This window comes from Nocardia xishanensis NBRC 101358 (genome assembly GCF_001613365.1).
In the GTDB taxonomy this organism is placed as follows: Bacteria; Actinomycetota; Actinomycetes; order Mycobacteriales; family Mycobacteriaceae; genus Nocardia; species Nocardia xishanensis.
Genome location: NZ_BDCF01000016.1, coordinates 67,294 through 94,276 on the forward strand (window position 1 = coordinate 67,294; position 26,983 = coordinate 94,276).

Sequence of the window (26,983 nt, forward strand, 5' to 3'; positions counted from 1 at the left end):
CAGGTCGGATTCCAACCCGTCGGTTCGCTTTTTCCGAGAACGCACTATTGCGTTCTGTTGCTGGACCGTGGATGCTGTAGCTACTCATCAGCTCCCTCCCGCGTTTCCGGCCGAACCAGGCGGCCGAACAGCATTGATCAGAGACCGTAATTGGGGTGAACGAGTCATGGCGGTGCAAGTGATCGGCCGGTCGTTGATGACCAGCGATCAGACCGAACATCAGGCGAAGAGCGTCGGCGCGGGTGGCTGGGTGGTGTCGTTCCTACCGGGGCGCACGCTGACGATCGAGCAGGCCACGGCGGCGATGCAGGCCGCGGAGGCGGTCGCCGTCGTCGGAATCCTGGCCGATCAAGTCGGATTGACCACCCTGGAGACGGTGGGTCTGGCCATTCAGGAATCGCCGTGGGAGCGGGACGCGTCCTGCGGGAGCCGCTGGCGCCGGGGCTGGCTCGCGAAATAGCGTTCGCTCAGGCGGATTTCGTCGCGACGACCACCAGGTTGCTCACGGCGAGTTCGCGCACCGCGGGAACGCGCACCAACCACCACGCCCAGCGCGGGTGGTAGCGCGGGAAGACGGTGTGCACGTCGGCCGAAGTAGTTGCCGCCCAACGCAATCCCTCGGAAGCGCGGACCGCGAACAGTGACGTGCCGTACCGGTTCTTCGGTTCCTTGCCGTACTTGCGGCGATACCGGCGGGCGGCGTACTCGCCGCCGAGGTAGTGCCACGGTCCGGTCTCGTGTCCGCCGAACGGTCCGTGCCACACCGTGTAGGACAGCACGATCAGTCCGCCGGGGCGGGTCACTCTGACCATTTCGTCGGCCATGGCCCACGGCTGCGGCACATGTTCGGCGACGTTCGAGGAGAAGCAGATGTCGACGGCGTCGTCGCGGAACGGCAGCGCCATGCCCGAGCCGCGCACGGCCCCCGGCACGGACAGTCCTGCGGCGTGCATCTCCGAGGGGTCGGGTTCGACGGGAATGTAACGCGCTCCGGTCTTGGCGAATTCGTCGGCGAAATAGCCGGGACCGCCGCCGACGTCCAGAATCGTCGTTCCCGCGAGGCCGGCTCCGGCGATGTCGGCGTAGAAGTCGCCGATCATCTCCGCGGTGTCGGTGGCGAGGCCGCCGTAGAAGCGCGCGGGATCGGACTGTTCGAAACGAAAGCTGCCGAGTAGTCGCAGTGACCGGCGCAGCGTCGCGCGTCGCGCGAAGCGGGGCGCGTCGGAAGACGTCATTTCGGCTCTCAGCACGGCGCCGAGTTTCGCACAGGCCGGTCACCGGCCCGCAGGCCGGCCGCTGGAGCTCACGGGCGCGGTTGGTCCACGCGAAAGCGGTCCGGCGCCGCGCGCACCGGACCGCCGCTTCTGGTCGGCTCAGCCGACGCCGCTGCTCGCGCCGCTTCCGGTCGAGGTCGACGATGTGATCAGCGCAAGGATCATGCCGAGCAGGCCGTCCAGGTCGCCGCCGTTTCCGGTGCCACCTCCGGTCCTCGTCCGTGCCATTTTCATGGTGTTCTCCTCATCGTGATGGCCGGCCTGCCTTCGGCCGGCCTGCCCCGGAAAATCGGGGCTGCCGGGAGGGTATCCAGATTCAGCTGTGAAATGTGGACGTTTCAGATAATTGCCTGAAAAACCCTGCGATTCGACGGCGACGTGCCAGGATGTGCGCTAGGGCACTTGACGGGGGGCCCCGTCTATTACTGTGTAGCCCGACCATCCGTGTCCCCCCGCCGGGACCTACCGACCGAGAGAAGCTCCACCGTGCGCGAAGTCCTCCTGCTCTGCTGGCGTGACACCGGGCACCCGCAGGGCGGCGGCAGTGAGCGGTACCTGGAACAGGTCGGCGCACAGCTCGCCGCACGTGGGGTCAAGGTCACGCTGCGCACCGCTCGCTACCCGGGTGCGCCGAAACGGGAACACGTCGACGGCATCGACATCAGCCGCGGCGGCGGACGCTACACCGTCTACCCGCGGGCTCTCGCCGCCATAGCCCTCGGCAGGCTCGGCATCGGACCGCTGCGTGGCGTGCGGCCCGATGCGGTGATCGACACCCAGAACGGCATCCCGTTCTTCGCGGCCACCGCGACCGACGCGCCCTCGGTGGTGCTCGTGCACCACGGGCACCGGGAGCAGTGGCCGGTCGCGGGCCGGCTGATCGGCCGGATCGGCTGGTGGATCGAATCGCGGTTGTCCCCGCGCGTGCATCGCGAGAACCAATACCTGACCGTGTCGCTGCCCTCGGCGGAGGAGCTGGCCACCCTCGGCGTGGATCGCTCGCGCATCGCGGTCGTCCGCAACGGCGCCGAGCCCGTGCCCGTCGACGCTCCCACCGGCGCGGCGACGACCCGCACGTCCGAGCCGCGCATCGTCGTGCTGTCCCGGCTCGTGCCGCACAAGCAGATCGAAGACGCGCTCACCGCGGTCGCCCAGCTGCGCGACCGGATCCCCGGCCTGCGCCTCGACGTCGTCGGCGGCGGGTGGTGGGCCGAGAACCTCCAGGCCACCGCCCGCGAGCTGGCCATCGCCGACGCCGTCACCTTCCACGGGCACGTCGACGAACGCCGCAAGCACGAACTGCTCGCCCGCGCCTGGGTGCACGTGCTGCCCTCGCGCAAGGAGGGCTGGGGGCTGGCCGTCATCGAGGCCGCCCAGCACGGCGTGCCGACCGTCGGCTACCGCAGCTCACGCGGTCTCACCGACTCGATCGTCGACGACGTCACCGGTTTGCTCGTCGACGACGTCACCCAGCTCACCGCCGCCGTCGGCGACCTCTTGGAGGACTCCGCCGCGCGCGGCGTGATGGGGGAGAAGGCGCGCGCGAGGGCGCGAGAGTTCTCCTGGGAGCAGACCGGCAACGGCGTTTACGAGGTGCTCGCGGCGGTGTCGCGCGGGGAGCACGTATCGGGTTTGGTCGCCGCGCCTGCGGATTGATCTAGCGGCGTTCGGCTCTCGCTACCGCCGCGACTGGCGTTGCCGCACATGCGGGCTCTCGGCGGCCAATTCGGCGGTGGTCGTTTCGATGCTGCCGTCGAGCCGGCCTGATGAGCTGATCGCCGCCGCCGGTGATCAACAGGGCCGCCCGCGCACCTTGTCCAGCCGCTGAGCGCGTCTCCGGGCTGTCTGCGCTGTTGCGCATCGGCGGAACTTGCCGCGCTTTCTCAGTTTTCGGCCGCAGATGGACGATTTTGGATACCGGAAAGGCGTCGCGCTGCCACCGCGAGCGCCGGGCCGCCGATCAGCAGCATGGCCCAGAGGAGGTGGGCGGTGATCGCGAGCCAGCGGTGGTGCTGTACCGCGACGGTGGGGTCATGGCCCGGGACTCGGTACAGCGCGAGATCGTTGTCGGAGTAGACCGGCTCGAGTTGGGCGAGTGTGGTTTTCGATTCGCCGAGCGGGCCGGGGGTGGTGCGTTCGACCAGGATCCATTCGACGCCGAGGTGTGACAAGTCCTGCGGCGAACCGCCTTGGAGCAGAAGCTTTTCCACTTCTCGGGCGCGGGTTCCTTCGCCGGAAACCGTGCGCCCGCGGACGGGGAGCTCGCCTGTTTGCAGCACGTCGTTGGGCAGCATGCGCGGTGCGGGGTCGAGCACCGCGGCTGTGCCGCTGTACGGGAATCTGCGGAACATGCCCGCGGGCAGGACCGCGATATCGCCTTGGGCGTCGATGCTTTCGGCGACGTGTCGCCAGCCCGGCGGGTAGCGGACCGCGCGCATCTCGCCGCCGGCACCCCACGCGAGATCGAACAGCGGGAGAACGAGGAATGCGATGAACGCCGTTGCGGCCAATGCCGTGGCGGTTGCTTCGGTGGATTTCGTTGCGGCAGTCGATGTTCGGCGGAAGAGGGAGGCGAGCGCGCCGCATCCGGCGGCGGCGCACAGCGCGTAGGCGGGCGCCGCGAGCGCGACGTACTTCTGGGTGTCGCGGAGCAGGCCCGCGCCCGGCACGTTCACCACCAGCCACTCCATCGCCTCCATGCCCCAGCCGGTGGCGGCGAGCGCGGGCAGCACGACAGCTGCCGCGGCCAGCGCGAGCAGGGCGCGACGGACGCGCAGGCTCTCACGCCCGCCGGTCGCCGCCGTGGCGACCGGGCGGATGCCGGAGACGACGATCGCGAGCAGCAGGAGCGTGGCGAGCAAGGCCAGCGGCGTGGTGCGCGAATCGGGCACCGCGTCGGCGTTCCAGATGCCGCCGAGCCCGGCAAGCGAACCCAGCGTGCCGAGACCGGGCTCGGCGCGCGCGGCGAACGCGGGGATGCCCGCGGGGTCCGATGGCTCCGCTCCTGCGCCCGAAAGCAGCGTCGCGGTCAGCCAGGGAGCCGACGCCGCCACCAGCAGCGCGAGGGTTCCTGGCAGCTGTCGGCGGCGGACCGTCACCGCGGCGGTGATACCCGCGAGGAGCGCGCCGGTCGGCGTCAGGCCCGCCGCGGCGAAACATCCCGCGAGCGCCGCCCAAGCACCCAGCGTTTCCCTGTTGGGTCGCCGAGTCGCCGCCTGCTGCGAGCCGTCCCCGCCCTCGTCCGACTTCGAAGCGCGCCGGGCCCTCGATTCCCACACAGATCTCACACGGTCGGTGCCTGTGTGAGCCGTGTCGGAGGTATGTGAGGACCCCCGTAGACGGTAGGCGGTGAGCGCCGTCCAAGGCAGCGCGGCGTAGCCGGCGAGCAGGCTCCAGTGTCCTTGGAGCAGCCGTTCGGCGACGTACGGATTCCACAGCGCGACCGTCACCGCGACGAGCTGCGCGGCGAGCGGCGCGCGTAACAACTCGCGCACCAGCGCAGCGGCGCCGTACCCGCTCGCCCACAGCGCGAGCACGAGAATGGCCTTCACCATCAGTCCGCCGTCCACCAGCGGCGACACCGCCGCGAGCAGCGCGTCCTGCGGCACGGCCCGCGGCGCGGAGTCCCCGAGCCCGAGCGCCGAGCCGGTGAGATACGAGCGCGGCGTGCTCACCGCGTCCCGCAACAGTAGATACCCGGGACCGAGCAGCGGACCGACCATCACCGTGACGAGCACCGCGCTGTACGCGCCCGCGACCACCCGCGCCCGCAGACCCGCACCGCCGTCACTCACGGATGAGAACCCTACGGGCCGGAGCGTGCCGATGTTCGGATAGCGGGCTCGCGCGACGATCCGGTCGACCTCGTGCCGATCGCGGGGCGGTCCACCGCGCTGTCGATCGCACAGCACATCCGAACGCTCCGATCGCGGCATTTGGGCGCACTCCAGCGACCACGGGAGCTCTCTGACCAGGGCCGCGCGCGGGTGTTTCGGATTGAGTGGGACGATTGCGGGATGTCTGTGGTTCGTCGTCCTCCTGTGGTGGCGGATCTGACGTTGGTGACGGCCGGGGCGATGACCGCCAACGTGGCCGGATATCTGCTGCAGCTATTGGCCGGGCGCTGGCTCGGCGTCACGGGGTACAGCGAGTTCGCGAGCCTGCTCGCGGTGCAGCTGCTGTGCGCGGTGCCTGCGCTGGCGTTGCAGAACGTGGTCGCGCGCGAGCGGGTGCGCGGGGCCGACGTGGCGGCGCTGCGCGGGTTGCAGTGGCGGTGCGCGCTGATCGTCGCGGTGGTGGCGGCCGTGCTCGTTCCGGTCGTGACGGTCGCGTTGAACGTCGGCGTGCTCGCCTGTGCCGGAGCGCTGTGCGCCGCGCCCGCGCTGGTCCTGCTGTCCGGTGAGCAGGGGATTCTGCAGGGCGGTCGGCGGTTCCGCGAGCTGGCGGTGGTCCTCGGCTCGGCCGGTGTGGCGCGGGTGGCGCCCGCGTTGGTCGTGCTCGCGCTCGGCGGCGGGGCGGGGGCGGCGCTGTGGGCGGCGGCGCTCGGACTGGTCGCGGCGGCGGTCTTCGCGCGTCTTCTGGCCGGTAGGCCCGCGCCGGAGGGCGAATCCGGCGGACACACCGTCGGTGTCCTGCCGGTGCTGCGCGCGGCGCAGGTGCAGGCCGCGCTGATGGCGTTGTCGTCGGCCGACCTGATCGTGGTGCGGATGGTCCTCGACGAGGTCGACGCCAGCCGCTACGCCCTCGGCGCCATCGCCGCCAAGATCGCTTTCTGGTTGCCGCAGGCGGTGGGCGTCGTCCTCTATCCGCGGATGGCTCAGCCGACCCACTCGGCGCGCGCCATCCGCGACGCCCTCGCGGTGCTGTCCGCCATCGGCATCGTCGCGGTCGTCTGCGCCGCACTCGCCGCGCCCATCGCGCCGGTGCTCGCAGGCCAGGACTACGCGCCGATCCAAGACCTGCTCTGGTTGTTCGCCCTGCACGGCGCGATTCTCGCGGTGCTCCAAGGCGCCGTGCTCTCCGCGATCGCGGTGGACCGCACCGCGTTGGCCGCCGTCACCTGGATCGGTCTCGCCGTCGAAGTCACCCTCATGGTCTCGTTCGCCCGTTCGGTCTCTGCTCTCATCACCACCGCGGTCTCCGTCGCAGCCGCCACCACGATCCTGGTCGCGGCCGTCGTCCTACGCACCGCCGACCACACCGAACCCGCCGAACCGCAGCATTCGACGGAGTGAGCGTGACCAGGCGGCGGGCTGTGGACCCTGACCTGCTCGGATCCGGTGCGCCTGGGTGGAGGCTGCGAACCCGGACCCGCGGGCCGATTGGGCGCGACTGGCGGAGGCTCTAGATCCCAACCCCGGCGGATCGACGTGACCGGCCGAAGCTCCGGACCCTAGTCTGCGCGGATTCGGTGCGACTGGGTGGAGACTGCGGACCGGGATTCCCGGCCGATTGGGCGCAACCGGCAGAGGCTCCGGATCCAGACCCGCGGCGAATTGACGCGATTGGGCGGAGGCTCCGGACCCTGACCCGCGCGGATGACGACTGGCGGATTTACGCCGACTGGGCGAGGCTCCGGACCCCAACCTGCGCGGATCGAGCGTGACTGGCCAACCCGGCGGATTGGCGCGACTGGCGGACGCTGTGGATCATCCCCCGGCCCGCGACGGATTGGGCGCGACGACGCGGAGGCTGCGGACCGCAATCCGCACGGGGTCCCCGCGAACGACAACGGCTCCCCGACCGAATGGCCGGGGAGCCGTCGTTCAGGAACCGCTAGCGCCTAGAGGTTCTTCTTCACGTTGATCTGCTCGGTCGGAGCGTCGTCCGTACCGCGCGGAGCCGGGCTGCGCGGCGGGGTGGCCGCACCGCTCGGGGGCAGGTTGCCGCCGCGCGCCGGACGGGCCGGGGCGGGCGTGCTGCCGCCGCGGATACCGAGGATCACGCCGACGATCGCCAGGATCACGCCGAGCACGCCGAGCACGATCGGCATGATGCGGCCGTACAGCGCGAGCTTGTCGATGTTCTCCTGAGCCACCGAGATCTGCGATTCGATGGTGTTCTCGTCGAAGACGATGTTCGACTTCAGCGCGGTGACGTCCGGCTTGTCGCCGCTGCGCGCGTAGTAGAGGTGGAGCTGCTCGCCGCCCTTGATCACGGTGCCGGTCTGCGGCTCCACCCACACGTCGCGGATGTTGGTATAGAAGCGGGTCATGGTGACCGGCTCCTCACCCTCGAGGCCCCACTTGGCGGCGGGCAGCGACAGGCGGTTGGTCGGCGCCTGTACGACGTCCCACAGGTTGGTGACCGGGATCGTCTGCTGGAAGTGGTAGACCTTCATGCTGTTGATCTCGGTCTCTTCGACGAAGTTCATGTCGAAGGTCTTTCGCGCGTTGACGTCGAAGTACGGGTAGGTCTTCTTCTCGGTGCCGATCGGGAAACGGTACTGCAGGCCGTTGCGATGCACGGGGTCGGCGATGCTCTCGCCTTCCTTGTTGACCGAGACCGCGATCGACCCGTTCGGGTCCTTGTCGACCGGCATGCCGGTCTTGCGGTCGATGGTGACCCGGTCGACGAGCGCGGTGAGCAGGCCGGTGTCGCCCTGCTTGTCGATGCGCCGCAGGGTCTGACCGGCCTGGATCGTCATCTCCGTGGCGTCGGAAGGCTCTTCGACCGTGACGAACCGCTGCGAGATCAGCGGAACGTTGGTGTCCACCTTGGCCGAACCCTCGGGCGCGGTCAGCGACTTGGAGTCGAGAACCAGGCTCTCCGAGCCCGGCTGACTGTTCGCGATGGTGGTGATCTCGAGATCGAGAGGAGTCTTGGCCAGTTTGTCGACGGTGTAGGTCGGGATCAACAGCGCCATCACGATAAGCAACGCGCCGAGACCTACGAGCAGGCAGGCCACCGTCCTTCTGGTACCGGCACTTAGTGCCATGCAAACACTCCTCGTCGTAGAACACAGGTCGGTCCGGCTAGTACTGCGGGCAGCCCGCGGCACTCGTGAGCCCCGACACTAACAGTCCTTTGGCGTACCATGCCGTGCCGAGGCCGGAATCCGACCAGAAATCGCCCGAGTTTAGCGCGAAAAGTGAAACGTGTAGGTCTCACCTGAAAAATTGGTCTGGCAGACTGGAGCGCGATGACCGCCACTCTCGCCGCCGATACCGCGGCCACTACTTCGGCGCGGTCGCGCGGTTTCGTGCCCGCGCTGGAAGGCATGCGCGGAATGGCGGCGCTCGGCGTTCTGCTCACCCATGTCGCGTTCCAGACCGGAGCGACGAGCACGCCGGTGCTCGGCCGGATCTGGGAACGCTTCGACATGGCCGTCGCGGTCTTCTTCGCGCTCTCCGGATTCCTGCTGTGGCGCCCGCACGCCCAGGCGGCGCGCGGTCTCGGAACCGCGCCGCCGACCGGCAACTACCTGCGACATCGCGCCGCGCGCATCCTCCCCGCCTACTGGATGGTGGTCTGTGCCGTACTGGTGCTGCTGCCCGGCGCGTCCGACACCGCGGGCCTGCGGGTGTGGGCGTCCAACCTGGCGCTGCTCCAAGTCTTCGTGCCGCTGACGCTGACCGACGGTCTCACTCAGATGTGGAGCCTTTCGGTCGAAGTGGCGTTCTATCTTGTGCTGCCGGTGCTGGCGCTCGCCGTGGTCCGGCTGCGCGGGAAATCGGCGCGCTGGCGGGTCCCGGCGGTGCTCGGGCTGGCGTTGGTGAGCCTGAGTTGGAATTTCCTCCCGGTGCCGACTCCGGACGCGATCCACGCCGACAACTGGCTGCCCGCTTATCTGCCGTGGTTCGCGGCGGGAATATTGCTCGCCGAACTCGTCGATGATGTGCATCCGCTATCACTCTGGCGGCGTATCGCGGGCAACCAGCTGTTGATGTGGACCGTCGCGCTGATCGCCTTCCTTCTCTCGTCCACCGATTTCGGCGGTCCCGCCGGACTCACCCGCGCCGAGCCGTGGCAGTACGCCGCCAAGATGGCACTCGGCGCGATCGTCGGCTTCGGCCTGCTCGCACCGCTGGTGCTCGGCGACCGGAAGCACCGCTGGCTGGAATCCTCGGCCGCGGCAACCCTCGGCCGCTGGTCCTACGGCATCTTCCTCTGGCATCTCGCGGTGCTGTCGATCGTCTTCCCGGTGTTCGGCATCCTGCCGTTCCAAGGGAACTTCGTCCACGTCCTCATATTGACCGTCGCCATCACCCTGCCCGTAGCGGCAGCCAGCTACGCGTTGGTCGAGGAGCCGGCGCGGAAGCTGGCGCGGCGAATGGACCGCAGGAAGAGCGAGCGGAAGGTCGCGGCGGTCGCGGAGCCGGAGCCCGGTCTGCCGGGAGCGCCGAATCCGGAGGGGGTGGGAGCGACTCGAGTCGGCTGAGGAAAGAGTCTTCGCCGCCGAACCGCCCCGACATATGGTCGCCGCTGGCCTGCCGGGTCCGGATCGACCCGAAGACGTCGCAAGGCAACTCGGCGACATGGCACTGCTGTTCGCCAAAGTACTCGACCGGTCGGACCCTGACGACTGGGATTGCGAGCTCGTCTATATGTATCCCGAGCGAGCGCTTTGCTCACTGCGCTGGCTGGCTGTCCATGCTCTCCACGAACCAGGCCACCACTTGCTCGACATGGATCGTTAACTCGAAAGTGCGGACTGACGAAGACGCCCCAACCATCGGAGGATGGAGGGGCCTCAGCCGTCTTCGACGATGGGCTCCGCCTACACATCCGGAGCGAACTCGAGGCGGCCGTCTCGGACTCGCCCGCCGCGATCCCGACAGCTTGCACCGACAGCGCCAAAGGCTTTGCGGCGCAAGCTCATCCCCGCCGACGCGAGGGCAACGCCGCGAGGCCGACCGCGATCACCGCGATAAGCGCAGGCAACTGCACCCAAAGTGAGTGGCCCATATACCCGTCGGGTGCACGCCATGGTCCGGTGGACAGGGCCGCGGCCGAGATAGCGGTGCCTAGGCCCGCTATTGCGGCGAGGTACCGCGCGGTCTCGCGTCCGGCGAAATGCGTTGCGGCAAGCCCGGCCACCGTCAGCGCGGTGCCGACAGGTCCGGCGATGATCGTCGCGGCAGCGGTGAGGCCGAGCGTGCCCAAGACGCGGCTTCGCCAAGGGCGTGGCGGGGTGTCCGTGGCGAAATCACCCGCGGGTGCGCCAGCCAGGGACGACTCGGCCCGTCTCGCGCCAGGAGAATCCGCACCGGCTTCGGAACCGGCCGACCCACCGGGCCCACCACCGCGAACACGCCTGCGTTTCCGCCGCGGTATCGCGAGCAATACCAACGGCACGAGCAGCAGCAACCCGCCGAAAATGCCGAGGCGATACCACCGATCGACCGGGAACGAGATGGTGATCGGCCCTTGGGCGTCCGCGGGTAGCAACCACGCCTGCTGCCATCCGTCCACCACGATGGGCTCGAGCGAGCGCCCGTCGGCGGTGTGCGCCTCCCAGCCGACGTTCGTGCTCAGCGGGAGTACCAGCAGCCGAAGGTCCGTGGCAGGAGCGGTGGGCTCGAAGTCAGTGCGGTCCAAGCGCAGCCGGTCGACGGAGAACAATTCGGTGGGCGCCACGACCACATCCGCCCGGCCGTCCGGCACGGAGAGGGTCCCGTCCTCTCCATCGCACACGCGCGCGGGAACGGGTGCGCTGGAACGTAATTCCGCGACGGTCGCCGTCACCGACGTGCGCACGGTCCGTCCACCGATGGTGACCGTCGGGCCGAGTTCGCACGGCACGGTGACCTCACGGTCCAACCCGGCCTGCTCGGGATAGTCGGGCCCGAGCACGGTGACCTCGGCGATGCCCGGCGGTTGGCTCATGGCGAAGCCGAGTGCGGTCTTGTCCAGCACCGGTTTCCAGCTCTGCACGCTGAGTTCGATGCGGTCGGTGACCGTCGGGTGCAAGGGGATTCGCGCCGCTTCGCCGGGTACACGGTCGTCGAGCTCACGTACCTGCGGACCGTTGCCGAGGTTCACCGACACCGAAAGGGGAGCCGCGGGCAGCCCGCCGAGCGACGCGGCGATGTCGAGTCCGTTCACCAACGCGGGTTCGGGCAGTTCGATGGTGAGCGTCGGTTTGGGTCCGGTGGTGTTGCGCACCGAATCTTCCGGCGCCGTCCAGCTGGTGCGCATATCGCCGTCGGTCGCCGCGAACGCGGAGCCGCGCAGATCGCCGACGTCGGCCTTGCCGCGCGCCACCGGCCTGCTGTCGTCGGTGAGCAGCGCCTCGAGGGCGGGGCCTTGCCTGGTGCGCACGGTGAGTTCGGGCGCGACCGTCATGGGTTCGGGAGAGTCGATGGTGCGTTCGAAGAGACCGGGCTCCTCGGGAGCCAGCGCCAGTCCTTTGCTGCATCGAACCCGGTCGGGCGCGTCGAAACAGGCACTGCGCCCCGGGAATTCCTGGCCGAGATCCCAGGCCGTCACCTGTGCGCCGTCGGGCGTGGCAGGCAGCACCGTGAGGTGGCGGATATCCACTCGCACCGGAGCGTCGCGCACGCTGTAATCGTCGAGGGTCAGTTCGCTGATGCCGAATTGTCCTCCGGCGGAGCCGCCCTCGGTGCGGATGGCGGTGATGGTCAGCCAGTCGGTGCTGCCCGCGGGCAGCGAGATCGACACCGACTCGCCCGGTTCGATGATCCGCGCCGAGACGCTTCCATGCGCGGTGCGCACCTCGACCCATTTCACGGGATCGCCGATCGCCGCCGAACTGGTGGTCAACCGCAACAGGCCCGACTTGATCGGACGGTCGAGATCCAGCCGGAGCCATTGGCCCACAGCGCGTTCCGTGCCGTTGCTGATCCACGCAGTCGAGGGATCGCCGTCCACCACCGCGGCGGTCGAGCTGCCGGGAGCCGCGCCGCCGAGCTGGGTGGCGTCGGCGGCCGAACTGGACGCCGTCACCGTCGCGCCGGACCATTCGCCCCGCACCGGTTCCGCACCCGGCACCGGGTAATCCGGCACCAGATTGTGCGTGCGGCGAGCGTCGTCGGCAGTGCGCAGCGCCGAATTGTGGTTGTCGACCCGGCCGAAATCGGCCTCCCTGTCCATCGGCGTATCGGTGACGGTGACCGGTCCGACCGGCAGACCGGCGCGGGCGGCGTCGGCCGCGAACAGCGTCGGGTGCGGCGGCGCGCCGTCGCGGTCCAGCCGCTCGAGCACTTCCGGCCCGCCCTGCACCATCGGGACGGCATCGAGCGGAACCGTGTACGCGCCCGGGAAAGATTCGGGAGCGCCCGTGCCGGAACGGATTTCGACCCCGTCTGCGGGCGGGCGCGGTTCGACCCGGTAGATCTGGACGGCCGGATACGCCGGTCGCAGGTCACCGTCGGCGACCAGGTCCTCGGCGATGACGTTCGTCTCGATCGGCGCCCCGAATTCGGCCACCTTCATCAGGCCGGGAGACCCCTCGATCGCCCGGTGCGCGAGCAGCGGCCTGGTCGACCGCGAGGTCTCGGGGTCGAGATCGTTGCGCAGCACCAGGATTCCGACGCCCTGGTCGGCGAGGGTCGTGGCCAATCCGGCAGACGGGCGGCCGTCCGCGATGAGCCGCTGCACCGAGTCCATCGCGCGGATGGTGCCAGGCGGGTTCAGCGGCACGGCGTCGCGCACCGCCCACGGCGTGCTCGCCAGCGCTTGCAGCGGCTCGTCACGGGTCAGTCCCCAGACCTGGCTGCCGAAGGGCGCGCCGGGCACCACCAGCGCGCGGGTGTCGGCCGCGTGCTCGGCCAACCAGTCCGCGGTCTGCTGCCAGTAGGCGGGCACCTCGTCGTAGGAGCCGCGCGGGGCCAGCTTGCCGGTCCAGGCCAGCGAGGTGGAGAGCGCGATCGCGGTCAGGATCAACCCGGCGACCGCGACCATCCGATCGCGTTCCGGATGGGCGAACGCACTGCGCCACATCGGCAGCGGCGACGAGGCGGGCAGCGGCACCCGAGCCAGCAGATGCGCCAAGCCCAGCATCAGCGGAATCCGGATCAACGGCTCTAGCTTGTGCACGTTGCGCAGCGGCGCGCCGCCCGAATCGAGGAAGATCCGCACCAAGTCCGCGAACGGCCCGCTGAGCTCGCCGACATAACCCGCGCAGATCCCGACCAATCCGACCAGCAGGATCAGCGCCAGCCGCCCGCGGTACGGCATCGACCGCATGGCGAGCCCCGCCATGCCCGCCGCCGCGAGCAAGCCGGTGGCGAGCACCGCGGCGGGCTGGGTCACCAGGACCGCGCCCGCGATGCGTTCCGGCGAGACGAACGGGGTCCAGCTATCGGTGCCGCGCAGCACCTCGGCCAGCGAGGCCCACTGGGTGGTCACCCCGGAGGATTCGATGTAGTCCAGGAACGGCGGGCTCACCTTGCCGAGCAGCAGCAGCGGCACCGCCCACCAGAACGTGGCGAGCACGAGCAGCGGAATCCAGGCCGCCGTGAAACGCCACCAGCGCTTGTTCGGCTTGTAAGAAGCCCACCACAGCAGGGCGGGCAGGAACGCGGCGACCGTGGCAACGGCGTTCACCGCGCCCATCAACGCGAGCGCGAGCGCGCTGCCCGCGGGTGAGGCGGCGCCGCCGCGCTTGTGACGGCGGTAGGCGGCGCCGAGGGCGGCGGGCGCGAGCAAGACCCAGGGCGCGAGCACCATCGGCAAGGTCTCCGAGGAGATCGAGCCGAGCGTGGTGAGCACGCGCGGGGACAGCGTGTACGCGACCGCCGCGACGATCCGGGACCCGCGACTGCCGAGGGCGAGCGCCTCGCAGAGCCGGACGATGCCCCAGAACCCGGCGAGCAGCAGCAGCGCCCACCAGATCCGCTGCGTCACCCAGGCGGGCAAGCCGAGCAGATCTCCGGCTGAGAAGAACGCGCCGTGCGGGAAGAAGTACCCGTACGCCTGGTTCTGCACCTGGCCCATCGGGGCCTGGCTGCTCCAGAGATGCGCGGCGCGGTCGAGAAAACCCAGCGGATTCTGCGCCAGGTCGTACTTCGTGTCGGCGACCGTCTGTCCGGGCGCCTGCAGGAAGGTCAGCAGGAACGCAACGACAACCGTCGCGGCGAACCATCGTCTACCGAGCGGCGCGGCCTCGGACGAGTCCGAGGCCACACCGGAGGAGCCGAGCGAGTCGGCGGATGAAGCGGCAGTCAGCGGCTCAGCGGCTGCCGTACTCAACGTTGTTCAGCAGCGAGGAATCCGCATCGCCGCTGCGGTCGATTTCGGGGCGCGTGTTCTGCTGCACCGCCGCGGTGATGACGAACACCGCGATCGCGCCGAGCACGGCACCGGCGACCGCACTCGCAACACCAGGAACAGCAAACTTCATCGCGGCTCTCCAATACATCGGGTCAGGCACATTCCGGGTCAACCTACCGCATGGCGCGCCCACAGGGTGAGCAAGGTGACAATCGGGCGTCTCACAATTTCCGCGTGGTCTCCGCTACTCCGGCACCGCGCACCGCAAGCCGCCGAGGAAGGTGCGCAGCTTGGCCGTCGTTTCGTCCAGTTCCGCCCGCGGTTCGGACGCCGCGACGATGCCGCCGCCCGCGAAGGCGCGCAGCGCGCGTCGGTCCGCCGACAGTTCCGCGCACCGGATCGCGACCACCCATTCGCCGTCGCCGCGCGCGTCGCACCAGCCGACCGCACCGCCGTAGAAGCCGCGATCCTCCTCGACGTGGTTGATGGTGTCGAGGGCAAGCGCGGTGGGCGTGCCGCAGACCGCGGGTGTGGGGTGCAGCAGCAGCGCCAAATCGAGCGCGGTGGTCGCTGGATCGCGCACGGTGCCGGTGATCGGCGTGGCCAGATGCCACACGTCGTGGGTGTTGATCAGCTGCGGGCCGTCCGGGATGGTCAGTTCGGCGCAGACCGGCGCCAGCCGCTCCCTGATCCATTCGATGACGAACGCGTGCTCGTCGCGGTTCTTCGTGCTGGTCAGCAGCTCGGCGGCTTGCGCGGCGTCCGCGTCTGGATCGGCCCGCCGCGGCGAGGTGCCCGCGAGCGGACGCAACGTCACGGTGGCGCCGTGCCGCGCGACGAGCACCTCGGGCGTCGCGCCGATCAGTGTCCCCGCGCGACCGGCGGGCGTCAGGTCGACGGCGTAGACGTTGGCATGCGGGTGCCTCGTGAGCAGCTGCGCGGCGACGAGCTCCGGGTCGAGTTCGCTGTCCGCCTCGGCGAGCACGGAACGGGCGGCGACCACCTTGCGCAGCGGCTGCGCCGGATCGTTGATCTGCTCGATCAGTTTCGTCACCCGCGCGATGTGTTCCGCCGGACTCGGTATCTCGGTGACGACTCGCACCGTGGGCAATTCGGGCAGCGCGGCGGGACGCCAAGGGCCCGCGGTGTGTTCGGCCCGCTGCGGCGCGGTGAGGGCGGCGGGCCGATTCGGGTCGAAAGGCAAGGCCCCGACGACGATCTCCGCCGCGCCGTCCCGCAATGCCGAGCGGGCGCGGTCCGCGTTGTCGAAGGTCATTCGGGTCCCGGTCGCGCGCATCACACCATTGGGCTGGGCGAGCAGGAATCCGTTCATGATTCCTCGACCATAGACCCGCGCGACCGCCGCGGGCTCGCCTGAGCGACCGAGATCACCGGGTCAGAATTCGCGCTGCGGTGCTCTGCCCGGCGGGACCATCAGCACCGGACGGTGACAGTGCTTGAGTACGGCGTCGGCCACACTGCTGTGCAGCAGGGCGCGAATGCCGCTGGCGCCGCGGGTGCCCGCGACGATGATGTCCACGTCCAAGTCGTCGGCGCATTCGACGATCGCGTTCCAGATGGTGGAGGTGCATTCGGCCGTGCGCGGCTCGGCGTTCAGGCCCGCGAGTTCGGCCAGCCGCACGCCCTCGGTGTTGATGTTGCGCGCGTCGACGTAGGCGATGTCCTCGAGCTCCTCGTCGGGAACCCACTCGGGCTGCATCACCCCGGACAAACCGGAGAGCCGAGCGGCCTGACGCACCATGGGTTCCCAGGCCGTGAGCACCACGGCCCGGTTCGCGGAGAGAAACCGGCCGGCGTATTCGATGGCGCGCTTGGCGTTCTCGGAGCCGTCGTAGGCGATGAGCATCAGATCGCAGGGCACGGTGACCTCCTGGTCGGAGTCTCCTGGCTATGGCACCGACGTTACCCTCGCGCGCAGGGACGCGGCCCGTGCGGCGCGCAGGGATAATCGGGCGTAAGAGCACGGTTGAGCAGCGAAAACCGGGAGCGCGATGGACCCGACGATCGAGGCGGTGTTCTACGGCAGGCACGAGGCCGACCCCCGCGCCCTGCTGTACTTCGAATGGCGTCAGCGTCTCGAATCCGGACACCTCGTCGGCGGGTTCGAGTCCGCGGTTCGTGCGCTGGCGACCGCCGACCCGGCCGACGCGGCGGCGTGCTCGGCCCTGGTAGAGGAGATCGAGTCGGCGCCGCGTGATCCGGAGTGGGGGTTCGACGAGGCGGAGTCGGCCGATTTCGCGACATCGGATTTCGCAGCGCACGCCATCTCCGTTCCGGATGACGAACTCCTGGACCGTATCCACGGTGGTTGGCTGGGCCGATGCGTCGGTTGCACGCTCGGGAAGCCGCTGGAGAACGGGTTCGTGTGGACCCGCGAGCACATCCGCACGTATCTGGAAGATGCAGGCGCCTATCCGCTGACCGGCTACGTCCCCGCTGTGCTCCCACCTCCGTTTCCGTTGAACCCGACCTGGCCGGTGTCGGCGCGCGGCCGCATCGACGGCGCTCCGCGCGACGACGACATCGACTACACGGTGCTCGGACTGCACCTACTGGAATCTCGCGGCCCGAACTTCGTGCCGGACGACGTGGCGGACCTGTGGCTGGAACGCCTGCCCTTCCTCCAGACTTACACGGCCGAACGCGTCGCCTACCGCAATCTCGTCGACGGTCTGCGTCCGCCCGCCACGGCAACGGTCCGTAACCCCTACCGCGAGTGGATCGGCGCGATGATCCGCGCCGACATCTTCGGCTATGTCAATCCGGGCAATCCCCAGCGCGCCGCAGCCCTGGCCGCCCGCGAGGCATCCGTATCCCACACGGGCAACGGCATTTACGCCGCGATATGGGCCGCCGCCTTGATCGCCGCCGCATTCACCGCGCCCGGCGCACCCGCCGCGCTCGCGGATGCCCACGCCGTGCTCCCACCCCGATCGCGCCTAGCCGTCGCGCTCGCCGAGGTGCGCGCGGACCACGAACACGCGTTGTCCTGGGAACAGGCTATGCACAACATCGAAACCAAGCACGGCGGATACAACTGGGTCCACGCCATCCCGAACGCCTGCCGCGTCGCCGCCGGACTGCTCTGGGGCGCAGGCGATTTCACCCGCACCATCGCCCTTACCGTGCAAAGCGGCGCCGACACCGATTCCAACGGCGCCACCGCCGGCTCGGTCGCGGGGATTCTTCTGGGCGCCAGAGGGATCCCCGACCACTGGACCGATCCCTTCCAGGACACGCTGCACAGTGCCGTAATGGGTTACGACGGCGTGCGCATCTCCGACCTCGCCCGCCGCACTCGGATCCTGGTGTGAGAGTGCCCGGTTGGCATGGTGTGCGCAGCGAATCTGCACCTATAGCCGGTCGAGCACGCCGGAGCCGCAGCCTCCCGCATCCAACAGCCGGAGGTAAGCCGGGTACCCCACCCAATCACTGAAAACCCCAGTTCAGCCGCGCTCGGCGAACAATCCCACAACGCCCCCGCCAACGACCCCCGCCCACCCCCGCATTACCGTGGACCCCATGCGAAAGACGCCTCTCGTCCTGCTCGCACTCTGCGCCGCGGTCGCGACCGCCTGCTCCGGCGGCGACACCCCGACGTCGGCCACGACTTCGGAAGCCGAGTCGCCAGGAACGACGCTGGCCGCGTCCCCGACCAGCCCGCCCAAACGCGACTGCAACGCGGAGTACCTCGCCCGTTTCACCCCCCGGCAGAAGCTCGCGCAGCTGCTGACCGTCGGCGTGACCGGCGGCGGCGACGCGGCCAACGTGGTGCGTAACGAGCAGGTCGGCGGCATCTTCCTGGGCGGCTGGACCGACCGGTCGCTGATTTCCGGTCAGGCGCTGGACGAGGTGAAGGCGTTGGCGACGACGCCGCTGATGGTGACGATCGATGAGGAGGGCGGCCGGGTCTCACGGGTCCGCGACATCATCGGGGCGGCCCCATCGGCCCGCGTCACCGCGCAGACCATGACCACGGAGCAGTTCTTCGACGCCACCGTGACCCGCGGCCGGGACCTCAAAGAACTCGGCATCACGGTCGACTTCGCCCCCGACGTCGACGTGAGCAGCCAGCCCGACGACAGCGTCATCGGCGACCGCTCCTTCTCGGACGACCCCGAGGTCGTCACCCGCTACGCCGACGCGTACATCCGCGCCATGCGCGAGGCGGGCGTCGGCACCGTGATGAAGCACTTCCCGGGCCACGGCTCCGGATCGGGCGACTCGCACACCGGCGCGGTGCGCACGCCGCCGCTGGATCAGCTCCAGACGGTGGACCTGGTGCCCTATCGCAACCTGATCGGTTCCGGCGCGGCCGTCATGGTCGGCCACTTGGACGTGCCCGGCCTGACCGAACCGAACGTGCCGGCCAGCATCAGCCCGCAGGCGATGTCGCTGCTGCGCGAAGGCACCGGATACGGGGCCGCCCCGTTCGACGGCCCGATCTTCACCGACGACCTCGGCGGCATGGCGGCCATCACCAGCCGGATGACCATCGAGGAAGCGGTTGAGGCCGCCCTGGTGGCTGGCGCCGACAACGCCCTGTGGATCACCACCGACGCCGTCCCGACCGTGTTGGACCGGCTGGAGGACGCGATGGGCAGCGGCAGGCTGCCCGCCGCCCAGGTCGACCGGTCGGTGCTGCGGATGGGTGCGTACAAGGGGGCGCTGCCGACCTGCTGAGCGGGACGGACGACCCGGCAGCCGGAAGAAGTACGTGCCGGAGCGCAGGCGGCGATGGACCCTCCCTTATGACGTACAGGCGGGTTCCGCGCCGCGCCCCGTAGTATCGCTGCGTTTCCGTTGACGGTCCCGCCACCGGCGATGTCGACCGGTTCGGCCCACCGCAGTGGTCGCTGTCGGGCGACGCCGTCCCCCAGCGTGCGCACGGGCCGGAGCGCACAGCCGACACCGGCGACTGGTGAGCAAATCCGTCCGGCGGAACTTACCTTGGAGTAATATAAGAGATTCACCATGCGGTAGGAGAGTGGATGGCGGGCGGAACGAAGCGACTTCCTCGGGCGGTTCGTGAGCAGCAGATGCTCGACGCCGCGGTCGAGGTGTTCGCACGCAGGGGTTTCCACGATACGTCGATGGATGCGATCGCCGCCGAGGCGAAGATCTCCAAGCCGATGTTGTATCTCTACTACGGCTCCAAGGACGAACTCTTCCGCGCGTGCATCCAGCGCGAGGGCTTGCGCTTCATCGAGGCCGTCGCGCCGGCGGGCAATCCGCTGCTCACCCCGCACGAGCAGGTCCGCACCGCGCTGGAAGGCTTCCTCGGGTTCGTCGACCGCAACCGCAAGTCGTGGCAGGTGCTCTATCGCCAGGCGATCGGTCAGCAAGCCTTCGCCTCCGAGATCGACAACGCCCGCGAGCGGGTCATCGAACTCACCGCCAAGCTGCTCGAGTCCAGCGCCAAGCACGCCGAACCCGGCACCAACTTCGACGTCGTCGCGGTCGCGGTCATCGGCGCCGGCGAGGCCATCGCCGACCGGGTCGCCAGCGGGCGCATCGAGGTCGCGGAGGCGGTCGACCTGCTCGACGATCTGGCCTGGCGCGGTCTGGCCGGTCGCAAGAAGCCGGAGTAACCGGCACACCGTTTGCCAGCCGGGCGGCGCTCTGCCACTCTCTTCGAGATCAAGCCGGAGGGCCGCCATGGCTCGGGGACAAACGGGGAAAAGTGTTCGGAATGCTCAGGCCGTGTGCGCACGGCGCCGAAAAATACGGTATCGACGCGGGCGAGTGGCGGGCGCACATGTGCGGGTTGTGTCTCGGCCTGCGCGACGGGCACGGTCAACTGGCGCGTGCCGCGACCAACACCGACGCGATCTTGCTCAGCGTGCTGACCGAGGCGCAGCTGCCGGGTCCTTCCGCACGCGCCACCGCTGGCCGTTGCCCGCTGCGTGGCATGCAGCGAGCGGAGGTGGCCGTCGCCGATTCGCCGGGCGTCCTGCTCGCCTCTACCGCGTCGCTGCTACTCGGTTCGGCCAAGTTGCGCGATCACGTCGCGGACGGTGACGCTTCGCGGCTCGCGGGACGGCCCATGGTGAGGATGTCGACGCGTTGGGCGGACGGCGCACGCAGGCAGGCGGCGCTGATCGATCTCGACGTGGAACCGCTTGTCGCCGCGATCGACTCGCAGCAACTCGTGGAAAGCCGCGCCGCTTCCGCCGAGCCGACCGTCACGCTCGACGAACTCACCGCGGCGACGGCCCTGTGCGCTGCCGAGCTCTTCGCCCACACAGCGATGCTGGCGAACCGCCCCGAGAACGCCGACCAACTCCGCACCGCGGGAAGGCATTTCGGCCGCATCGCCCACTTATCCGACGCCATAGCGGACTACGACGACGACACCGCGCACGGCCGCTTCAACCCGCTCACCGCGACAGGCACCGCGCTCGCCGAATCCTACGAGCTGGTGCGCGAGTCCGACGCGGAGCTGCGCAGGGCACTCGTCGCGGCCCGCCTGTCCGACGTCCCCACCGTCCGCTGGATGCTGCTCGATCCACTGCACGCGCTGGTGCACCGGCTGGGCAAGGGCGTCGGCGTTGTAAGCGCCCACGTCTGCAACACAACTCGCACTGATCACGCCCACCGCCCTGGCAACGGCCGCCGCGCAGCATCGCCCGGCTCGGAGACGACCGGTGGCGTCCGCGCTTTCGCCGACCAGTCCGGTGCCGGTCGGGCTGGGTCAGTGGCAGGCACTCGCCCCCAGCGCGCGCACATCCACCTCGGCGATCAGCAACCGTCGACACCTGACGCCGGGGCAACCCACGACCACCCCCGCGCCCACCGCACCAACCACCGCCCGCCGACCCGCCGACCCGGCGTCGGCGAGGCGCTCGCCCTGGTGCTCGGCGTCTACTGCACCGGTTACGCCTGCTGCGCCGACCACACCAGTCCCTGCACCGGAGAACGCAAGGACGCCTGGTGGAAGGGTTGCGACTGCGGCTCCTGCTGCGACTGCGCCGACTGCTGCTCGAGCTGCGGCGATTGCTGCAGTTGCGGCGACTGCGATTGTGGTTGCGGCTGCGACTGCTGACGAATACGAAAACGCCCCCGGATCAGCGTGATTCGGGGGCGTCCTCGGTCGATCGAAGAACTCAGCGCAGCGTCGCCGTCAGGTGCGGGAAGCCCTTCTTGGGGTGGAGCAGCGACAGATCCCAGCCGCCCTCGACCTGATCGGCGTAGACGTTCACCGTGGCGGGCAGCAGAATCGGCTTGCCGAACTTCACCGAGTAGGTGGCCTTCTCGGGAATGCGGCCCTCGATGTTGCTGAGAACGTTGGCCGCCGACCACATGCCGTGCGCGATCGCCTTGGGGAAGCCGAATGCCTTGGCGCCCAACGCCGAGGTGTGGATCGGGTTGTGGTCACCGGACGCGTTGGCGTACCTGGTGATCATCTTCTGGTCCACCCGAAGGGCGCGCAGCGGCGGCGGGGGCACTTCCTCCTCCTTCGGCTCCGCCTTCGGCTGGTCCGACAGCGAGGTGCGCTGCTGGTGCAGGAAGGTGGTGACCTGTCGCCACACCTGCTCGCGACCGACGCTCACCTCCGTTATCGCGTCCACCAGCAGGCCTTTCGGGTGCTCGCGCAAGTTCTCGATGTGGGTGCGGAAGTCGAGCGGTTCGCTCACCGAGATCTCGCGCGTGCGCTCGATCAGGTTCTGCGCGTGCACCGCGCCCACCGCGACGAACGGGAAGTCGCGGGCCACCACCAGCTGCATGGCCAGCGGGAAGCTCAGGATGAACGGGTAGGTCAGCGGCAGCGAATCGCCGAAGCGCAGACCGGTGGCCCGGCAGTAGGCGGCCAGGTGATCCGGGTCGACCTTCACGCCGTCGAGCTGAATCACCCGATCGGGCACCGTCGACTTGCGCGCCGAAAGCAGTGGCACCGGAACCGCGCCCAGCGCGGCCTTCACGAAAAGACTGCTGTTCTTCGGTGTTTCGGTCAGCGTGATGGTCTCGGTCATCATGCTCCGATCAGGCTCTGGCCGCAGACTCGAACCACGTTGCCGTTCACCGCGTTCGAAGCCGGGCTGGCGAAGAACGCGATGGTCTCGGCCACGTCGACGGTCTGGCCACCCTGCAGCAGCGAGCTCATCAGGCGACCGGCCTCGCGGGTGGCGAGCGGGATGGCGGCGGTCATCGCGGTCTCGATGAAGCCTGGCGCCACCGCGTTGATGGTGATGCCCTTCTCCGCCAGCTTCGGGGCCTCGGCGTTCACCATGCCGATGACGCCCGCCTTGGAGACGCCGTAGTTGGTCTGGCCGCGGTTGCCCGCGATGCCGGCGATGGAGGACACGTCGATCACGCGGCCGCCCTCCTTCAGCACGCCCTTGGCCACCAGGCCCTCGGTGATGCGGTGTGGCGCAGCGAGATTCACGTTGATGACCGAGTTCCAGCGGCCCCCGTCCATGTTGGCGAGCAGCTTGTCGCGGGTGATGCCCGCGTTGTGCACGATGATGTCGATGCCGCCGAAGCGCTCGGTGGCGAACTCGGCGAGCTTGTCCGCCGCGTCGGGAGCGGTCACGTCCAGCGCGAGCGCGGTGCCGCCGACCTTGTTGGCGGTCTGCGAGAGCGCCTCGCCCGCGGCAGGGATGTCGGCGACGATCACCTTCGCGCCGTCACGGGCGAACACCTCGGCGATGGTCGCGCCGATGCCGCGCGCGGCGCCGGTGACCACGGCGACCTTGCCCTCCAGCGGGCGGTCCCAGTCGGCGGGCGCGGTGGCGTCGTCCTTGCCGACCCGGATCACCTGGCCGTCGACGAACGCCGACTTGGCGGAGAGCAGGAAGCGCAGGGTGGACTCGAGCCCGGTCGCGGCGGCGGAGGCATCCGGGTGCAGGTACACCAGTTGCGCGGTGGAGCCGCGCAGCAGTTCCTTGGCGATCGAGCGGGTGAAGCCCTCGAGCGCGCGCTGGGCGATCTGCCCGTCGACGGTGCCCGCCAGCTCCGGCGTGGTGCCGATGACGACGACGCGACCCGACGCGGTGATGCTGCGCATCGCGGGCTGGAAGAACTCGAACAGCTGGGACAGGTCCTCGATCGAGCCGATGCCGGTCGCGTCGAACACGAGCGCGCCGTACTTGGTCCCCTGGCTGGGCTTACCCACCCCGTCGGCTCCGCCGACTGCCGACCCCGCAGGCGAATCGGCGAAGGTGTAGTCGGACAGCAGTGCGCGCACGGGCTCGGCGACGCGTCCCTTGCCGCCGATGAGCACCGGGCCCGCCAGCGGCGGCTCGCCCTTCACGTAGCGGCGCAGGTGCTCGGGCTGGGGCAGGCCCAGCTTGCTCGCCAGGAAATGGCCGGGGGCGGAGTGGACGAACGATCCGTAGAGGTTGGGTGCACCCTTGCTCTTGGCTGCCACTGTTCCTACCTTTTCTGTCTCGAATTTCGCGGATGTCTGGTTCGCCCCTGGTGTTCCGCACGTTTCCGCGAGGGCCTGGTCTGCGTGGCAGGCACCGCGCGGTGGGCGTGTCAGCGCACATTTGCGGGGTACGGTGTCGACAACAAACTTACTCCAGAGTAAGTTTAAAGTAAACCAACGCGCGGGGCGCCGATCTGCGAAGGACCGCCCCCGGGCGCCGGACCACCCGACGAGACCTTGGAGACTCGAGTGACAAACAAAGCCCGTTCAACCAAGAGCACGGCCAAGACCGCGAAGACGACGCGTCCGGTCGCGATCGTGGGCGGCAACCGGATTCCGTTCGCTCGCTCCGACAAGGCGTACGCCCACGCCTCCAACCAGGACATGTTCACCGCCGCGCTGGACGGCCTGGTGAGCCGGTTCAACCTACAGGGCGAGCGGCTCGGCATGGTGGTCGGCGGCGCGGTGCTCAAGCGGGTCGGCGAGCACGGCATGATTCGCGAAAGCGTTCTGGGCAGCAAGCTTTCGCCCTACACCCCGGCGCACGACCTGCAGCTCGCGTGCGGCACCGGTCTCCAGGCGATCGTCACCGTCGGCGACGCGATCGCGGCGGGCCGCATCGAAGCGGGCGTCGGCGGCGGCACCGACACCACCTCCGACGCGCCGATCGGCGTCAGCGAAGGCATGCGCGAGTGGATGCTCGACGCGAACCGCGCCAAGTCCAACAAGGACCGCCTGAAGCTGGTCGGCCAGCTGCGCCCGAGCATGGTCGGCATCGAGATCCCGCGCAACGCCGAACCGCGCACCGGCCTGTCCATGGGTGAGCACGCCGCCATCACCGCCAAGGAATTCGGCGTCGCGCGCGAGGCGCAGGACGAACTGGCCTATCTGTCGCACAAGAACATGGCCGCCGCCTACGACCGCGGCTTCTTCGACGACCTGGTCACCCCGTTCCTCGGCCTGACCCGCGACGACAACCTGCGCCCGAACTCCTCGATCGAGAAGCTCGCCACCCTGAAGCCGGTCTTCGGCACCAAGCTCGGCGACGCCACGATGACCGCGGGCAACTCCACCCCGCTCACCGACGGCGCGTCCGCGGTGCTGCTCTCCAGCGAGGAATGGGCCACCGAGCGCAACCTGCCGGTGCTCGCCCACCTGGTGGACTCGGAGGTCGCCGCGGTCGACTACATCCACGGCCCCGACGGCCTGCTGATGGCGCCCACCTACGCGGTGCCGCGCATGCTGGCTCGCAACGGCCTCACCTTGCAGGACTTCGACTACTACGAGATCCACGAGGCCTTCGCCTCCGTGGTGCTCGCGACCCTGCAGGCATGGGAGTCCGACCAGTACTGCAAGGAGCGCCTCGGCCTGGACGGCGCGCTCGGTTCCATCGACCGCAGCAAGCTCAACGTCAACGGCTCTTCGCTCGCCGCAGGCCACCCGTTCGCCGCCACCGGCGGCCGCATCGTCGCCTCCACCGCGAAGATGCTCGCCGAAAAGGGCTCCGGCCGCGCCCTCATCTCCATCTGCGCCGCGGGCGGACAGGGCGTCGTCGCCATCCTGGAGCGCTGACCCGTCACGCGCTGAAGGCGGCATCCGATCTATCGGGTGCCGCCTTTCGCGTGCCCGACGGAATAACAACGCGCTCAGCGCTTTTCGATCTCGGCGCGACGCAAACGCAATTCCCGCTCGGTCCGCCGCAACGGCGAGCCCGAGAACGGAAGTGCCGAATACTCGACACCCGCCGCCGCCCGCAACGCGATTTCGGCTGCCGAAGCGGCAGCCCGCTCGGGCAATTCGATCTCGGCGGCGAAGGCGGCCCAATCGCGGCCGCGCAGCTTCCGCGTTCGTCCGGCGATCGGCAACGCCATGGAGTCGTCGTCGTAGAGCAAGGTGCACGGGATGTCGTAGATCGGCGCAATCGACCAACGCCCCCGCCGGTCCTTCAGAACGCCCACGTTCTTGGCGTGGAGATCGCCGTTTCCGGTCAGCCAGGCGAAAAGGAACTGCATGTACAGGTTCCTGATCGCGACGAGCGGCGCGTCCGTGAGCGACGCGAGTGCGGCGACGACCTCCGCGGTATCCGGCTGATACTTCGCCGCCGGTGGAAGGCCGAGCACCTGCGTCCCATCCTCGAACGCCAGCCTGACCCAGGAGCCGTCATCGCGGATCCGATCGAAGCGCCGCACCAGCAGCCCCGGCTCGCCGACTCGATCGGCGACCAGGCTTGCCTCGGCTACGGGGAGTTTCATCGCCCGTGCGGCGTGCAGATGTGCGGCCTCGTTTTCGATGAGGTGCGGATATTCCGGCTGCGACAGTTTCAGAATGAACCGGCCGTTCCTGGACGAGAACGGCAGGCTGATCATCGAGGCGCTCGCTTTGCGCTGGACGCCGGGAATCGCGTGCGGATCGACATCGTCGACCAGCCGGGCGAAATCGACGAGGCCAGGTTCGTCGTCCTCGAGCAAGGCGGGAGGGTCCACCGGAATCTGGCCATCGGGAACGATCTGCACGTCGCCGGGCACATCTGCGCCGACGGCAAGCAGTAGCGTCAGTTCGTCGTCCGCGCTGGTCTTGGCGGCCCGACGCAGCAGGGTCAGGCGATGGCCCTCGGGAAGGAGTCCGGCGAAGAACGGTGGTATCGCGCCGCTCGCGTGGAACACCGGGTCCAACTGGACCGGCAGCGTTGTCGCGACAGGCTCACCGTGCGCCACGAGATAGTCGGTCCGGTAACGGAATTCGGTGCCGCCGTTCGGTGTACGGACGAGAGTGGCGGCCAGTCGGCCTGCTTTGTAGACGTCGGCCCGGGTGACTCGGCGAAAATCGGCTGGACCGGTCATTCGGCGACTCCGAGGGTGAGACCGACTGTGTTCGCAACGGCGGCAACTGTGGCGATGCTGGTTCCTCCGCTGCCGTGCTCGATTTCGCGAATCGTTCGTGTCGAGGTACCCGCCAGCTCGGCAAGCTGCTCCTGTGTCAGGCGATGCCGACGCCTTGCGGCTCGGATCGCATGTCCGATCGTGGTGGCTTCCGACATGACGTCCCTTTCGTCGGCAGAATGCTGCCGAAACTCCCACAGCGGTGCCGAGTCTACGCCAAAACTCTCCAGAATCGGCAACATCCTGCCGAAATGAGGCCTTGC

The 26,983-nt window shown here is 69.3% G+C and carries 21 protein-coding genes; 9 read left to right on the forward strand and 12 right to left on the reverse strand.

What is annotated here, in order from left to right; genetic code table 11:
* The first annotated feature begins 166 nt into the window (after positions 1-166).
* Positions 167-460, forward strand: a complete 294-nt coding sequence (locus NX1_RS15185) for a hypothetical protein (RefSeq protein WP_068058897.1) — start codon at positions 167-169, stop codon at positions 458-460.
* 7 nt (positions 461-467) lie between these two features.
* Here the strand turns inward: NX1_RS15185 and NX1_RS15190 are convergent, their stop codons facing one another.
* Both NX1_RS15190 and NX1_RS38410 read right to left on the reverse strand, forming a co-directional pair.
* The gene (locus NX1_RS15190; RefSeq protein ID WP_068058899.1) at positions 468-1,235 is read right to left on the reverse strand and encodes a class I SAM-dependent methyltransferase; all 768 of its coding nucleotides are present in this window, start codon (positions 1,233-1,235) and stop codon (positions 468-470) included.
* A gap of 138 nt (positions 1,236-1,373) precedes the next feature.
* On the reverse strand, positions 1,374-1,508 hold the full coding sequence (locus NX1_RS38410) for a hypothetical protein (protein ID WP_255284318.1): 135 nt from the start codon (positions 1,506-1,508) through the stop codon (positions 1,374-1,376).
* A gap of 252 nt (positions 1,509-1,760) precedes the next feature.
* On the opposite strand from NX1_RS38410, the gene NX1_RS15195 reads away from it, so the two are divergent.
* Positions 1,761-2,930, forward strand: a complete 1,170-nt coding sequence (locus NX1_RS15195; protein ID WP_068058901.1) for a glycosyltransferase family 4 protein — start codon at positions 1,761-1,763, stop codon at positions 2,928-2,930.
* A gap of 227 nt (positions 2,931-3,157) precedes the next feature.
* Here the strand turns inward: NX1_RS15195 and NX1_RS15200 are convergent, their stop codons facing one another.
* Positions 3,158-4,996 carry an MmpA family trehalose lipid delivery protein gene (locus NX1_RS15200; RefSeq protein WP_245668522.1) on the reverse strand — a complete coding sequence of 613 codons (1,839 nt, stop codon included), beginning with the start codon at positions 4,994-4,996 and terminating at the stop codon, positions 3,158-3,160.
* Between the two features lie 294 nt (positions 4,997-5,290).
* Between NX1_RS15200 and NX1_RS15205 the strand changes: the two genes are divergently transcribed.
* Positions 5,291-6,508, forward strand: a complete 1,218-nt coding sequence (locus NX1_RS15205; RefSeq protein ID WP_068058903.1) for a polysaccharide biosynthesis protein — start codon at positions 5,291-5,293, stop codon at positions 6,506-6,508.
* Between the two features lie 548 nt (positions 6,509-7,056).
* Here the strand turns inward: NX1_RS15205 and pgfA are convergent.
* On the reverse strand, positions 7,057-8,211 hold the full coding sequence (gene pgfA / locus NX1_RS15210) for a cell envelope lipid trafficking protein PgfA (RefSeq protein WP_068058906.1): 1,155 nt from the start codon (positions 8,209-8,211) through the stop codon (positions 7,057-7,059).
* A 204-nt stretch (positions 8,212-8,415) separates the two neighbouring features.
* On the opposite strand from pgfA, the gene NX1_RS15215 reads away from it, so the two are divergent.
* The gene (locus NX1_RS15215; RefSeq protein WP_084501444.1) at positions 8,416-9,654 is read left to right on the forward strand and encodes an acyltransferase family protein; all 1,239 of its coding nucleotides are present in this window, start codon (positions 8,416-8,418) and stop codon (positions 9,652-9,654) included.
* A 437-nt stretch (positions 9,655-10,091) separates the two neighbouring features.
* Here the strand turns inward: NX1_RS15215 and NX1_RS15225 are convergent, their stop codons facing one another.
* The 4 genes from NX1_RS15225 to NX1_RS15235 all read right to left on the reverse strand — a co-directional run bounded on the left by NX1_RS15225 (position 10,092) and on the right by NX1_RS15235 (position 16,332).
* On the reverse strand, positions 10,092-14,363 hold the full coding sequence (locus NX1_RS15225; RefSeq protein ID WP_157119755.1) for an alpha-(1->3)-arabinofuranosyltransferase: 4,272 nt from the start codon (positions 14,361-14,363) through the stop codon (positions 10,092-10,094).
* Between the two features lie 46 nt (positions 14,364-14,409).
* The gene (locus NX1_RS35405) at positions 14,410-14,580 is read right to left on the reverse strand and encodes a DUF2613 domain-containing protein (protein ID WP_084501446.1); all 171 of its coding nucleotides are present in this window, start codon (positions 14,578-14,580) and stop codon (positions 14,410-14,412) included.
* 114 nt (positions 14,581-14,694) lie between these two features.
* Positions 14,695-15,783: an isochorismate synthase gene (locus NX1_RS15230; RefSeq protein WP_068058910.1), complete on the reverse strand. Its 1,089-nt coding sequence runs from the start codon at positions 15,781-15,783 to the stop codon at positions 14,695-14,697.
* A 63-nt stretch (positions 15,784-15,846) separates the two neighbouring features.
* A complete protein-coding gene (locus tag NX1_RS15235) occupies positions 15,847-16,332 on the reverse strand; it encodes a universal stress protein (RefSeq protein WP_068058912.1) in 486 nt (161 codons plus the stop codon).
* Between the two features lie 130 nt (positions 16,333-16,462).
* Here NX1_RS15235 and NX1_RS15240 point away from each other — a divergent pair, with 130 nt between their 5' ends.
* The 4 genes from NX1_RS15240 (at position 16,463) to NX1_RS15255 (ending at position 21,516) form a co-directional block, all read left to right on the forward strand.
* Positions 16,463-17,785: an ADP-ribosylglycohydrolase family protein gene (locus NX1_RS15240; RefSeq protein ID WP_157119756.1), complete on the forward strand. Its 1,323-nt coding sequence runs from the start codon at positions 16,463-16,465 to the stop codon at positions 17,783-17,785.
* A gap of 208 nt (positions 17,786-17,993) precedes the next feature.
* A complete protein-coding gene (locus NX1_RS15245; protein ID WP_068058914.1) occupies positions 17,994-19,154 on the forward strand; it encodes a glycoside hydrolase family 3 N-terminal domain-containing protein in 1,161 nt (386 codons plus the stop codon).
* A 308-nt stretch (positions 19,155-19,462) separates the two neighbouring features.
* Positions 19,463-20,062: a TetR/AcrR family transcriptional regulator gene (locus tag NX1_RS15250; RefSeq protein ID WP_068058916.1), complete on the forward strand. Its 600-nt coding sequence runs from the start codon at positions 19,463-19,465 to the stop codon at positions 20,060-20,062.
* Between the two features lie 101 nt (positions 20,063-20,163).
* Entirely contained in the window at positions 20,164-21,516 is a 1,353-nt protein-coding gene (locus NX1_RS15255; RefSeq protein ID WP_068058918.1) for a DUF5685 family protein, read from the forward strand.
* Positions 21,517-21,577: 61 nt separating this feature from the next.
* On the opposite strand, the gene NX1_RS15260 is transcribed toward NX1_RS15255, so the two are convergent.
* Entirely contained in the window at positions 21,578-22,444 is an 867-nt protein-coding gene (locus NX1_RS15260; protein WP_084501447.1) for a MaoC/PaaZ C-terminal domain-containing protein, read from the reverse strand.
* Entirely contained in the window at positions 22,444-23,841 is a 1,398-nt protein-coding gene (locus NX1_RS15265) for a 3-oxoacyl-ACP reductase (protein WP_068058922.1), read from the reverse strand. Before NX1_RS15265 ends, NX1_RS15260 begins: the two co-directional genes overlap by 1 nt.
* Before the next feature lie 249 nt (positions 23,842-24,090).
* On the opposite strand from NX1_RS15265, the gene NX1_RS15270 reads away from it, so the two are divergent.
* Entirely contained in the window at positions 24,091-25,413 is a 1,323-nt protein-coding gene (locus tag NX1_RS15270) for an acetyl-CoA C-acetyltransferase (RefSeq protein ID WP_068058923.1), read from the forward strand.
* Between the two features lie 74 nt (positions 25,414-25,487).
* On the opposite strand, the gene NX1_RS15275 is transcribed toward NX1_RS15270, so the two are convergent.
* Complete coding sequence (locus NX1_RS15275) at positions 25,488-26,681, reverse strand: type II toxin-antitoxin system HipA family toxin (protein ID WP_068058924.1); 1,194 nt, start codon at positions 26,679-26,681, stop codon at positions 25,488-25,490.
* Positions 26,678-26,962 carry a helix-turn-helix domain-containing protein gene (locus NX1_RS15280; protein WP_218024134.1) on the reverse strand — a complete coding sequence of 95 codons (285 nt, stop codon included), beginning with the start codon at positions 26,960-26,962 and terminating at the stop codon, positions 26,678-26,680. The genes NX1_RS15275 and NX1_RS15280 overlap by 4 nt, the downstream gene beginning before the upstream one ends.
* Between the last annotated feature and the right edge of the window lie 21 nt (positions 26,963-26,983).